At 62.5% G+C, this 11,882-nt stretch carries 11 protein-coding genes; all 11 read left to right on the top strand.

Going from position 1 to position 11,882, the window contains the following annotated elements; genetic code table 11:
• The first annotated feature begins 5 nt into the window (after positions 1–5).
• The 11 genes from ACKAMS_RS05920 to ACKAMS_RS05870 all read left to right on the top strand — a co-directional run bounded on the left by ACKAMS_RS05920 (position 6) and on the right by ACKAMS_RS05870 (position 11,881).
• Positions 6–1,172: a thiolase family protein gene (locus ACKAMS_RS05920; protein ID WP_084324865.1), complete on the top strand. Its 1,167-nt coding sequence runs from the start codon at positions 6–8 to the stop codon at positions 1,170–1,172.
• A gap of 37 nt (positions 1,173–1,209) precedes the next feature.
• Positions 1,210–2,742: a long-chain fatty acid--CoA ligase gene (locus ACKAMS_RS05915; protein WP_020970683.1), complete on the top strand. Its 1,533-nt coding sequence runs from the start codon at positions 1,210–1,212 to the stop codon at positions 2,740–2,742.
• A gap of 164 nt (positions 2,743–2,906) precedes the next feature.
• Positions 2,907–3,359 carry a MaoC family dehydratase N-terminal domain-containing protein gene (locus tag ACKAMS_RS05910; protein ID WP_408988743.1) on the top strand — a complete coding sequence of 151 codons (453 nt, stop codon included), beginning with the start codon at positions 2,907–2,909 and terminating at the stop codon, positions 3,357–3,359.
• 37 nt (positions 3,360–3,396) lie between these two features.
• Positions 3,397–4,200, top strand: coding sequence for an SDR family NAD(P)-dependent oxidoreductase (locus ACKAMS_RS05905; RefSeq protein WP_019745171.1), 804 nt, complete (start codon positions 3,397–3,399; stop codon positions 4,198–4,200).
• Positions 4,201–4,230: 30 nt separating this feature from the next.
• A complete protein-coding gene (locus tag ACKAMS_RS05900) occupies positions 4,231–5,358 on the top strand; it encodes a CaiB/BaiF CoA-transferase family protein (RefSeq protein WP_020970685.1) in 1,128 nt (375 codons plus the stop codon).
• A gap of 19 nt (positions 5,359–5,377) precedes the next feature.
• Entirely contained in the window at positions 5,378–6,181 is an 804-nt protein-coding gene (locus ACKAMS_RS05895; RefSeq protein WP_020970686.1) for an SDR family NAD(P)-dependent oxidoreductase, read from the top strand.
• Positions 6,182–6,211: 30 nt separating this feature from the next.
• On the top strand, positions 6,212–7,399 hold the full coding sequence (locus ACKAMS_RS05890; protein ID WP_019745174.1) for a lipid-transfer protein: 1,188 nt from the start codon (positions 6,212–6,214) through the stop codon (positions 7,397–7,399).
• A 1-nt stretch (position 7,400) separates the two neighbouring features.
• Complete coding sequence (locus ACKAMS_RS05885) at positions 7,401–7,781, top strand: MaoC/PaaZ C-terminal domain-containing protein (RefSeq protein ID WP_042952859.1); 381 nt, start codon at positions 7,401–7,403, stop codon at positions 7,779–7,781.
• Between the two features lie 24 nt (positions 7,782–7,805).
• Positions 7,806–8,963, top strand: a complete 1,158-nt coding sequence (locus tag ACKAMS_RS05880; protein ID WP_408988742.1) for an acyl-CoA dehydrogenase family protein — start codon at positions 7,806–7,808, stop codon at positions 8,961–8,963.
• A gap of 49 nt (positions 8,964–9,012) precedes the next feature.
• A complete protein-coding gene (locus tag ACKAMS_RS05875) occupies positions 9,013–10,179 on the top strand; it encodes a thiolase family protein (RefSeq protein WP_408988741.1) in 1,167 nt (388 codons plus the stop codon).
• Between the two features lie 31 nt (positions 10,180–10,210).
• Complete coding sequence (locus tag ACKAMS_RS05870; protein ID WP_041816201.1) at positions 10,211–11,881, top strand: class I adenylate-forming enzyme family protein; 1,671 nt, start codon at positions 10,211–10,213, stop codon at positions 11,879–11,881.
• Position 11,882 lies beyond the last annotated feature (1 nt).

Below are 11,882 nucleotides of genomic sequence, written 5' to 3'. Positions count from 1 at the left end.
ACGCCATGAACGACGCCGTCATCGTCGACGCAGTTCGCACACCGATCGGAAAGCGGAACGGAGGGCTGTCCGGGGTTCACCCCGTCGACCTGTCCGCACATGTCCTTCGCGCCCTCACCGAACGCAACGACCTGGATCCGAGCACAGTCGACGACGTCTTGTGGGGTTGCGTCAGCCAGGTTGGTGAACAAGCCGGCGGCGTCGGCCGATACGCCGTACTCGCCGCGGGTTGGCCCGAATCGGTCACCGGTGTGACCGTGGACCGGGCTTGCGGATCCTCGCAGCAGTCCTTGCATTTCGCCGCGGCCGGAATCATCAGTGGCCACTACGACATCGCCGTCGCCGGAGGCGTCGAGAGCATGAGCCGCGTCCCAATCGGCTCGGCACGCAGCGCCACCCAATTCGGCAAGCCGTTCGGCCCGCTGGTCCGCAAGCGATACAACGGAGTGGAATTCAACCAGGGTGTGGGCGCAGAAATGATCGCCGAGAACTTCGGGCTGACCCGAACGCAGCTGGATCAGCACGCTCTCGATTCCCACGAGCGAGCTGGCGCGGCAATCGACTCGGGCGCATTCGAGAGTCAGATCAGCCCGGTGAAGACCACGGCCGAAGACGGCACCGTGTCCATGGTCGACACCGACGAGGGGGTCCGGCGCGGATCGACTCTCGAGCGATTGGCTGCGCTCCCTACCCCGTTCAAGGACGACGGACGTATCACCGCTGCCAACTCGTCACAGATCTCCGACGGCGCCGCTGCGCTTCTGGTCACCAGCAGCGAATTGGCGGCTCGCAGAGGGTGGAAGCCCATCGCCCGGGTCCACACCGTGGCATTGGCAGGCGTCGACCCGATCACCATGGCTACCGGTCCCATTCCGGCCACCGCCAAGGTCCTCGAGCGTTCGGGGCTGTCACTGTCCGACATCGGGGCATTCGAGATCAACGAGGCTTTCGCTTCGGTCACTCTGGCTTGGCTGCAGGCGACCGGCGCCGACTATGCCAAGCTCAACCCTCTCGGCGGCGCGATGGCACTCGGTCATCCTCTCGGCGGTTCGGGCGCACGTCTGACGACCACCCTCGTACACCACATGCGCGACAACGGCATTCGGTACGGATTGCAGTCGATGTGCGAGGCTGGCGGTCAGGCCAATGCCATGATCCTGGAACTGATCTGAATCAGGCCACGCGCCCCGGACTCCTTGGAGGAAGCACATGCAACTGACTCAATTCGTTCACCGATCCATGCGAGCAGCCCCGGAAACCCCGATGACAGTGTTCGGAGATCGAGTCCGAAGCTGCCGACAATCGGTCGAACGAATCACGAAGCTGGCGGGCGGGTTGCAGGCGATGGGCCTGCAACCCGGCGATCGCGTCGCGATTCTGGCATTGAATTCGGACTGGTACCACGAGGCGCTCGTCGCCTGTTGGTGGTCGGGAGCGGTGGCGAGTCCCGTCAACACCCGTTGGAGCCCAGCGGAAATCACTTACGCACTCGAGGATTCCGGCTCGACCTTCCTGCTGGTCGACGACAACTTCGCTCCCGCCGCGAGCGCCCTCCGCGAATCGTGCCCAAGTCTGGCGACTGTGATCTACTGCGGCGAAGGACAGGCCCCCGAGGGAATGCTCGACTACGAACGGGTGATCTCGGAATCGGTACCTGTCGCCGATCTACGCGTCGGCGGCGACACCCTGGCACTCCTCCTGTACACAGGTGGTACGACGGGCGTACCGAAAGGTGTGATGGTCAGCCATCGATCGCTGATCACCTCTGCCTTGGGCACACTCGCCGCAGGAAATGTCGCTGTCAGTGGTGGAGTGAACCTAGCGGTCAACCCTCTGTTCCACATCGCTGGGATCGTCGGGTGGCTGGCCCAGTCGCTGATGGGTGGCACTCAGGTCTTCCTGTCGAGATTCAGTCCGGGCATATTCCTCGAAGCAGTTGACCGCCATCGGCCGACGACCGTCGGCCTGGTCCCGACGATGCTTCAGATGTTGATCTCGCACGAGGACACGGCTTCCTACGATCTGACCAGTGTTCGAGTCCTGAGGTACGGCGCCTCCCCCATTTCTCCGACGCTTCTGGGGCAAGTCATGCAGATGTTCCCCAACAGCGCCTTCGCGCAGGGCTACGGGATGACGGAGACCGCCCACATCAGTGTTCTCAGCCCCGCTGATCATCTGGAAGGCGGCGAGTTGCTCCGTAGCGCCGGTCGCATTCTCCCGCACTGCGAGGTCCGGATCGTCGATCCGGCAGGCACGGAACTGCCTCCGGGTGAGGTTGGCGAAATCGTCACGTTCGGCAGCCACATCATGCTCGGATACTGGAACAAACCGATCGAGACCGCCGAGGTACTACGCGACGGCTGGATGCACACGGGCGATGCGGGATACCTCGACGAGCGCGGTTACCTGTTCATCGTCGATCGCATCAAGGACATGATCGTCACCGGAGGCGAGAACGTCTACTCCACCGAGGTCGAAAACGCCTTGGCTCGACATGAATCCGTGGCAGCGTGCTCTGTCATCGGCCTACCCGATTCCCAGTGGGGCGAACGCGTACATGCCGTGGTCGTCCTTCGAGCGGATTCGAACGTCGACGTCGACGCATTGCGCGCGCATGTGAAGACACTCATCGCCGGGTACAAGGTTCCTCGCTCCTTCCAGTTCGTCGATGCGTTGCCGGTCAACGGTGCCGGCAAGGTACTCAAACGCGATCTGCGTGCCCTGGCCGCCACGTCGGACTAGTCTGTCCTCTCCACCAGGCTCGGGAATCACCCATCACTCGGATTAGGTTCTCAGACTCCTTGACAACTGCACCTATCTGGGTCAAAGTGAATATGCGCTAACCGCGATTCGAAACTCATTCATCAGATGGCGGACACTTTCGCCCAGATTCCGAGGAGTTTGTCATGACCAGCCTCGACGCCGGGGTCATCGGCACCCGAATTCCCGAGCACTCGGTGGAGGTCGAGCGCGGGCGACTCGCCTTCTTTGCCCGCGCCACCGGACAGGACGACCCGATCTACACCGACCGGAGCGCCGCCGAACAGGCCGGACACCGCGACATCCCTGTCCCACCGACGTTCTTGTTCTGCCTCGACATGGAGCGACCGAATCCCTCCACCTTCTACGCGGATCTCGGAATCGACATCCGGACGATCCTGCACGGCGAGCAGGAGTTCACCTACCTGAAGACCGCGCATGCAGGTGACACTCTCCATTTCTCCACTTCGGTCACGGATTGCTACGCGAAAAAGTCTGGTGCACTGCAGTTTCTGGTCCGCACCACCGAGGTGACACGCGAGGGGCAACCGATTGCGACCCTCCGCTCCACCACGGTCATCCGTGATCCTCGAGCTTGACGACACTCATTCCACCTAGACTGCAAGGACATCGAACATGGGCACTCTCGACGGCAAGGTCGCCATCGTCTCCGGTTCCGGCCGCGGAATCGGTCGCGACATCGCACTCCGCCTCGCTTCCGAAGGCGCATCCGTAGTGGTCAACGACCTCGATCCCGAACCGGCCCACGAAACGGTCGAAGACATCAAGGCTGCAGGCGGACACGCAATCGCCTGCGTCGGATCCGTGACGGACGCCGATTTCGCCGAGCGTTTCGTCGGCACCGCGATCGATGCGTTCGACGGACTCGACATCATCGTCAACAACGCGGGATTCACCTGGGACACCGTCATCCAGAAGATGACCGACGAGCAGTGGGACACCATTCTCGACGTCCATCTCAAGGCACCTTTCCGTATTCTTCGGGCCGCCCAGCCGTACATCAAGGCCAACCCCACCGACTACCACCGCAAGGTCGTCAACGTCTCCTCGGTGGCCGGCCTCTACGGAAACCCCGGACAGTCCAACTACGCAGCCGCGAAGGCCGGAATCGTCGGACTGACAAAGACTCTCGCCAAGGAATGGGGACGCTACAAGGTCAACGTCAATGCGGTTGCCTACGGGTTCATCCTCACCCGCATGACCGAAGCAGTTGCCGGCGACGATTCGTTTGTCGAGATCGGCGGCCGCAAGATCAAGGCCGGTGTCAGCGCGGCCGTCATGGAACGAGTCAAGACGTCCAACCCACTCGGTCGCCCGGGTACTCCCGCAGAGGCTGCCGGCGCCGTGTACGTGCTCTGCACGCAGGACACCGACTACGTCAGTGGGCAGTGCCTGACCGTCGATGCCGGCTCGCGTTAGTCTCCCTACCAGCGAAAGATGTCTATTTCCATGACGATTGACGCCAGTCCCAGCGGTCCGCTCGCCGGCCTTCGTGTCGTCGAACTCGGCGGTATCGGGCCAGGCCCGTTCTGCGGCATGCTACTTGCCGATCAAGGCGCTGACGTGATTCGGATCGACCGAAGCACCGAGGCCGGAAAGCAGTCCGGACATCCTGTGCTGCATCGCAACCGGCGTTCGGTAGCTCTTGATCTCAAGGATCCTCACGACGTCGACACCGTCTTGAAGATCATCGACACCGCCGACGCGGTAATCGAGGGCTTCCGGCCGGGAGTCACCGAGCGTTTGGGGCTCGGCCCGGACACCTGCCTCGCCAGGAACCCGAAGCTCGTGTACGGCCGGATGACCGGGTGGGGCCAGAATGGGCCGTTGGCACAGGAACCGGGCCACGATCTCAACTACATTGCCCTGACCGGCGCACTCGGGGCCATGGGAGCCCCCGGGGAGGTCCCTCCGGTTCCGCTGAATCTGGTCGGAGACATGGGCGGTGGCGGAATGCTGCTGGCACTCGGCATCACAACCGCAATGTTGCGCGCACGAATCGACGGCCGCGGACAAGTGGTCGACGCGGCGATGACCGACGGCACCGCCGTGCAGCTGGCATTGATCCACGGACTACTCGCGCGAGATCGCTGGGTGGACGAGCGCGCATCCAACATGTTCGACGGCGGCGCTCCCTTCTACCGGAACTATCGTTGCGCCGACGGTGGATTCATGGCGGTGGGTTGCGTGGAGCCACAGTTCTATGCCGCAACCATGAGAGTGCTCGGACTGACCGAAGATCCACTGTTCGCACAGCAGCACAACAGAGAAGCATGGACGGCAATGGCGGACCGGCTTGCCGATCTCTTCGCGACCCGTACCCGCGACGAATGGGACGCTGCATTCGACATGCAGGGCGCCTGCGTCTCCCCGGTATTGAACTTCGACGAAGCAGCGGTACACCCGCACAATGCCTTCCGAGCGACATTTGGAAAATTCGGCGACGGTCACATCCAACCGAATCCCGCTCCGCGTTACTCCGATACACCGGCCGACGACCCGCGTCCCGCACCCGTCATCGGCCGACACACCGACGAAGTGCTCGCCGAAATCGGCGTAGTCACTGCCGCAAGCTGAAAACGAAAAGGATCGCATCATGGGAACACTCGACGGCAAAGTTGCCATCGTCTCTGGCTCGGGACGCGGGATCGGCCGTGAAATCGCTCTCAAGCTCGCTTCCGAAGGCGCCTCGGTAGTGGTCAACGACCTCGATCCCGAACCTGCCGCTCAGACCGAGCGCGATATCAAAGCCACAGGTGGACAGGCTGTCTCGTGCGTCGGCTCCGTTGCCGAGGACGGGTTCGCCGAACGCTTCGTGAACACTGCCGTCGAATCATTCGGCGGACTCGACGTCATCGTCAACAACGCGGGATACACCTGGGACAGCGTGATCCAGAAAATGACCGACGAGCAGTGGGACACCATCCTCGACGTCAACCTCAAGGCGCCGTTCCGGATCCTGCGTGCCGCCCAGCCGTACATCAAGGCCAATCCCACCGACTACCACCGCAAGGTCGTCAACATCTCCTCCACTTCGGGTGTCTTCGGCAATGCAGGACAATCCAATTACGGCAGCGCGAAAGCCGGCATCGTCGGTCTCACCAAAACGCTGGCCAAGGAGTGGGGCCGCTACAAGGTCAATGTCAACGCGGTTGCATTCGGCTTCGTCGTCACCCGAATGACTGAGGTGACAGCCGATTCCGACACCAAGATCACGATCGACGGTCGCGACATTCGTGTCGGAGTCAATCCCGACCGCATGGCAGCCATGGCAACCACCATCCCCTTCGGTCGAGGTGCGACTCCGGTGGAAGCCGCGGGTGCCGTATACCTGCTCTGCACACCGGAATCCGACTACGTCAACAGCCAGTGCCTGGTTGTCGACGGCGGACGAGTCTGATACCGCTCCCCTCGATCATTCGGAGAAATGATGAGCCGTAAAGCATTTGTAGCCGGGGTCGGCATGATCCCTTTCACCAAGCCAGGTAAGAGCGACGACTACGACGTCATGGGAGCAGGCGCGGCCACCGCGGCACTCGAGGACGCAGGCCTCGAGTACTCGAAGGTTCAGCAGGCCTACGTCGGGTATGTGTACGGCGATTCCACCAGTGGCCAGCGCGCGCTGTACAACCTCGGCGAGACCGGCATCCCGGTGATCAACGTCAACAACAACTGCGCCACCGGTTCGACTGCGCTCTGGCTGGCCCGCCAGGCAGTCGAGAGCGGCGCGGTGGAATGTGCTCTGGCGCTCGGCTTCGAACAGATGCAACCCGGCGCCCTCAAGGGTGCCTGGACGGACCGCCCACGCCCCCTCGGTCGCTTCGACGAGGTACTAGAGGCCGCCGCCGGGATCGACGCATCAGTTCCGCGGGCTGCGCAGTACTTCGGTGTGGCGGGTATGGAATACATGGAGAAGTTCGGTATGAAGGCCGAAACGTTCGCCAAGATTCAGGTGAAGGCACGCAAGCACTCGGCCGACAACCCGTACGCGGTGTTCCGCACCCAACTCACCGAAGAAGAAGTGCTGGCAGCGCCGACGCTCTTCGGACCCGTCACGCGGTATCAGGCCTGCCCACCCACGTGTGGCGCCGCGGCAGCGATCATCTGCACCGAAGAATTCGCCCGCGCCAACGGACTTCGTACAGACGTCGCGATCAAGGCGCAGTCGATGACTTCCGATCTACCCAGCACCTTCGACGAAGGAAGCATGATCAAGGCCGTCGGCTACGACGTCACCGCCTCGGCCGCTCGTAACGTTTACGAGGCCTCGGGCGTCGACCCCCGCGATATCAAGGTCGTCGAACTTCACGACTGCTTCACGGTGAACGAGGTGCTCTGCTACGAAGCTCTCGGACTCGTGGAAGAGGGCGGCGCCGAGCAGTTCATCCTCAGCGGCGACAACACCTACGGCGGACGAGTGGTGGTCAACCCGTCCGGCGGCCTTCTGTCCAAGGGCCACCCACTCGGCGCCACCGGCCTCGCCCAATGCGCAGAGTTGGTATGGCAGCTTCGTGGCGACGCCGGTCCACGTCAGGTGGACGGTGCAACCCTCGCGCTGCAGCACAACCTCGGCCTCGGCGGTGCCGGAGTCGTCACCCTCTACGAAAAGGTGAGCTGAGTTGAATACCGGAGACATCCTGGACCTGACGGTCCCGAAGATCACACGCACCGCACTCGCTCTGTACGCCGGCGCTTCGGGAGACCACAATCCCGTCCACATCGACATGGATGCCTGTGCAGCAGTTGGTATCCCCGACGTCTTCGCCCACGGCATGTTGTCCATGGCGTACCTCGGACGACTACTCACCGATCACTACGAGCAGGAGCGCATCCGTTCCTTCTCGGTCAGGTTCTCAGCGATCACCCCGGTGAACTCGACGCCACGGTGCACCGGGACGGTCGTCAAGGTCGAAGACGGCCTCGGTCACCTCGACCTCACCATGACGCTGCCCGACGGCACCGTGACACTGCGCGGTTCCGCAGTCGTCGCGGTCAACTAACCCTCCACGAGAAAGCAGGACGAGATGAAGCGCAACCTCTTCACCCAGGAGCACGAGGATTTCCGCGAGACGATCCGCACGTTCATCGCGAAGGAAGTCACTCCGTTCTACGCAGACTGGGAACGCGACAACCGCGTCCCACGCGAGTTGTTCCACAAACTCGGCGATCTCGGTGTCATGGGTTTCGACATCCCCGAGGAATACGGCGGAACCGGCACGATCAGCTACAAGTTCCAGGCCGTGATGGACGAGGAAACCTCGCGCGCTGCAGTCAGCTTCGGCCACTACACGGTCAGTACCGGAATCGTCCTGCCGTACCTCCTGCGTCTGGCGAACGAAGAGCAGAAGCAGCGTTGGCTCCCCTCGATCGCCACGGGTGAGAAGACGCTGTGCATCGCCATGACCGAGCCCGGTACCGGATCAGATCTGGCCGGCATCCGCACCACTGCCAAGCTCTCCGACGACGGCACTCACTACATCCTCAACGGAGCGAAGACCTTCATCACCGGTGCGGTGAATTCCGAACTGTGCGTGGTGGTTGCACGCACGTCCGCGCCCGCAGAGGACGATCGCCGCTTCGGACTGAGCCTGATGGTGGTTCCCACCGACGCACCCGGCTTCGAATACGGTCGCAAACTCGAGAAGCTCGGCCTGCGCGCCAGTGACACCAGCGAACTTTCGTTCACCGACGTCAAGGTTCCGGTTGCCGATCTCCTCGGAGAGCAGGACAAGGGCTTCTCGTACCTGGGGCAGAACCTGCCGCGAGAGCGCCTCTCGATCGGCAGTCGTGGTGTGGCATCTGCCCGGGCTGCAATCGAATTCGCGAAGGCCTACGTCCAGGAACGCCAAGTGTTCGGCAAGCCCGTCGCGGCGTTCCAGAACACCAAGTTCGTTCTCGCGGAGTGCTCTGCCGAGGTCGAGGCCGCGCAGGCACTCGCCGATCGAGGCATCGAACTCGACGATTCAGGCGAACTCACCGCCGCCGACGCAGCGCGCATCAAGCTGTTCGGTACCGAGGTCGCCGCGCGCGTCATCGACAAGTGCCTGCAATTACACGGCGGATACGGCTACATGCTCGAGTACCCGATCGCACGTTTGTACGCAGACACTCGGGTGAGCCGTATCTACGGCGGTACAAGTGAAGTCATGAAGACGATCATCGCCAGGGACATGGGTCTGTAGAGACCGGATCCAGATCTTCCCAGTCACACGAACGATCGAAGGAGTTCCCATGCGTGACGCAGTCGTCGTCGACGCCGTCCGAACCGCAGTCGGTAAACGAAACGGTGCACTTTCCCGAATGCATGCAGTCTCGCTGTCTGCACATGTTCTCGAGGCCTTGGCCGATCGAGTCGATCTCGATCCGGCGCTCGTGGACGACGTGATCTGGGGTTGCGTCGGCACGCTCGGGATGCAGTCCGGGTGCATCGCCCGGTCTTCGGTCCTGGCGGCCGGTTGGCCCGAACATGTGCCAGGGGTAACCGTCGATCGCCAGTGCGGATCGTCCCAACAGGCAGTTCACCAGGCGGCCGCCGGCGTGATCTCCGGCCAGTACGATGTCGCAATCGCGGGCGGCGTCGAGATGATGAGCGCCGTACCGATGGGCTCCGCACGTGCCGACGCACGTTTCGGTGAGCCGCACGGGCCGCTTGTCTGGGAGCGCTACAACGGTATTCGTTTCAACCAGGGTATGGGCGCCCAGATGATTGCCGAAAAGTACGGCATCTCGCGGGCCGAACTGGATCAGCATGCGCTGGATTCGCACGAGCGCGCCGCCGCCGCGATCGACGAAGGCCGTTTCAAGGATCAGATCACTGCTGTGACGGTGACCGACGCCGACGGCCGCAGCAGTGTCTTCGAGAAGGACGAGGGGGTGCGTCGCGGTGGCACTCTCGAGAAGCTCGGATCGCTCAAACCTGCTTTCTCCGAAGACGGCTCGATCACTGCCGGCAATTCGTCGCAGATCTCCGACGGTTCCGCCGCGCTGCTCGTGACCACCAGCGAGTTCGCGAAATCTCGAGGTTGGGCACCCATCGCACGTATTCACACCGCGGTGGTCACCGGTACGGATCCGGTCACCATGCTCGAGGGTCCCATTCCGGCTACGGCGAAAGCTCTTGCGAAGTCCGGTCTCTCGATCAGTGACATCGGTGCGTTCGAGATCAACGAAGCTTTCGCCTCGGTGTCGCTGGCCTGGCTCCGTGAGACCGGCGCCGATTACGAACGCATGAACCCAAACGGTGGCGCGATGGCATTGGGTCATCCGATCGGTGGTTCCGGCGCACGTCTGATGACCACTCTCGTACATCACATGAGAGAGAACGGCATCCGCTACGGATTGCAGTCCATGTGTGAAGGCGGCGGAATGGCCAATGCCACGATTCTCGAGCTGATCTGAGATGACGGCTACAGAAATTCAGAGCCCTGACATGAGTTCGAGTTGGCCGCTCGGACTGCCACGCAGCTTGGAATATCCCGAATGCGGTGCCGACGCGATTCTGGCCGGAGCGGCCCGCTCGTACCCCGAACGTCTCGCCCTCGTCGACGGCGACACGTCACTGACCTACTCGCAATTGCATGACCAAGCGCTGCGCGTAGCGCAGGGTCTGCGGGAGCGTGGTGTCCAGCCGGGTGACGCAGTGGGACTGCACATGCCGAACTCGATCTGGTTCATTGTCGCGTACTACGGCGCACTGTGCGCCGGAGCAGCAGTGGCTCCGATAAATCCGGCGCAGCCTGTGACCGAATTGAAGCGCCAGCTCGACGACGTCGACGCCAAGGTCGTATTCACCCATCCATCCTGTGCTGCAACGGCAATCGAGGCCAACACACTGTCCGCACCGCCTCGCATCCTGGTACTGGTTCCGGGAGTCGGCGCGCAGTCAGGCCATTGCGAAGGCCTCACCTCCATCACGGACCTCGCCTCGTCGAAACCATTGGCCGACTACCGGGTGGATCCCAACCTTGTTGCTCACCTGCAATTGACCGGCGGCACAACCGGAAAGTCCAAGGCCGTACGGGTACTTCACCGGAATCTCGTGGCCAACGTGCTCCAATCCGCCTGTTGGCGCTCCGGGCATCGAACCGAACTCGTCGACGGTGCACTTCTCGTTCGGCCGATCGAGGGCGCAGTCACGCGTTACTCCATCGTTCCGGGTGAAGGCGCGTCGATTTCGATCGCGCCTCTGTTCCACGGCCTCGGTCTGGTCAGTCACAACTTCACCACCTTGCTCGGTGGCACGGTGATACTAGGGACGCGCTTCGATCCGGACCGATTTCTCGCCGACGTCGACAAGTATCAGGTGACGTACATCGGCGGATCTCCCACGATGTACTACGCGTTGCTACGCGCACGGACTCTGCGTGAGCACGGTCTGGGTTCGGTTCGGATTCTCGGATCCGGAGCAGCCCCACTCGATACGACGGCGATCCGTACACTGCGAGAGGTCTTCCCGAACGCGCTCGTCACCGAAGGCTACGGGCTCAGCGAAGCAACAATGGGTCTGACCATGGGTTCACCGTGCGACGAACGCCCCACTCCGTTGGGAAGCGTCGGGCTCCCCTTCCCCGACACCGAGATCGAGATCCGCGACGAAGTCACCGAAGCCGTCTTGGCTACGGGTGAGACCGGGCAGATCTGGGCCCGCGGGCCACAGATCACCGACGGATACCACAACGAACCCGAACTCAGCGCCGGTCAGTTCATCGGCGGTTGGCTTCATACCGGAGACATGGGTTGGCGTGACGAGCATGGCAACCTGTTCATCGGCGGCCGCTCCAAGGACTTGATCATCTACAAGGGTTACAACGTCTACCCGCAACCGCTCGAAGAGTTGGTGTGCACGCACCCCGACGTACTGCAGGCGGCCGTGGTCGGCGCGCCCGACCAACTGGCCGGGGAGATTCCGGTGGCCTTCGTCGTGGTCAACCCGGAGTCGGTCGATCGCATCGAGCAGATTGCGACCGAGATCATGGATCATGTTGCCACGCAGGTTGCTCCGTACCAGAAGATACGCGAGGTATACGTACTCGACGAGCTACCGTCGACGCAGACCGGGAAGATCCGTAAGAACGAACTTCGCGACACTCTGGCGCCCTGAG

It is taken from the genome of Rhodococcus sp. 5A-K4, from assembly GCF_046097995.1.
Taxonomy (GTDB): domain Bacteria; phylum Actinomycetota; class Actinomycetes; order Mycobacteriales; family Mycobacteriaceae; genus Rhodococcus_F; species Rhodococcus_F erythropolis.
The sequence above is the reverse complement of the archived record's forward strand: the minus strand, read 5'-3'. Positions and strand labels throughout refer to the sequence as shown.

Excerpts from the sequence above, each read along its gene's own strand:
- ACKAMS_RS05920 (WP_084324865.1), top strand. The coding sequence starts at position 6 with ATGAACGACGCCGTCATCGTCGACGCAGTTCGCACACCGATCGGAAAG.
- ACKAMS_RS05915 (WP_020970683.1), top strand. The coding sequence starts at position 1,210 with ATGCAACTGACTCAATTCGTTCACCGATCCATGCGAGCAGCCCCGGAA.
- ACKAMS_RS05910 (WP_408988743.1), top strand. The coding sequence starts at position 2,907 with ATGACCAGCCTCGACGCCGGGGTCATCGGCACCCGAATTCCCGAGCAC.
- ACKAMS_RS05905 (WP_019745171.1), top strand. The coding sequence starts at position 3,397 with ATGGGCACTCTCGACGGCAAGGTCGCCATCGTCTCCGGTTCCGGCCGC.
- ACKAMS_RS05900 (WP_020970685.1), top strand. The coding sequence starts at position 4,231 with ATGACGATTGACGCCAGTCCCAGCGGTCCGCTCGCCGGCCTTCGTGTC.
- ACKAMS_RS05895 (WP_020970686.1), top strand. The coding sequence starts at position 5,378 with ATGGGAACACTCGACGGCAAAGTTGCCATCGTCTCTGGCTCGGGACGC.
- ACKAMS_RS05890 (WP_019745174.1), top strand. The coding sequence starts at position 6,212 with ATGAGCCGTAAAGCATTTGTAGCCGGGGTCGGCATGATCCCTTTCACC.
- ACKAMS_RS05880 (WP_408988742.1), top strand. The coding sequence starts at position 7,806 with ATGAAGCGCAACCTCTTCACCCAGGAGCACGAGGATTTCCGCGAGACG.
- ACKAMS_RS05875 (WP_408988741.1), top strand. The coding sequence starts at position 9,013 with ATGCGTGACGCAGTCGTCGTCGACGCCGTCCGAACCGCAGTCGGTAAA.
- ACKAMS_RS05870 (WP_041816201.1), top strand. The coding sequence starts at position 10,211 with ATGAGTTCGAGTTGGCCGCTCGGACTGCCACGCAGCTTGGAATATCCC.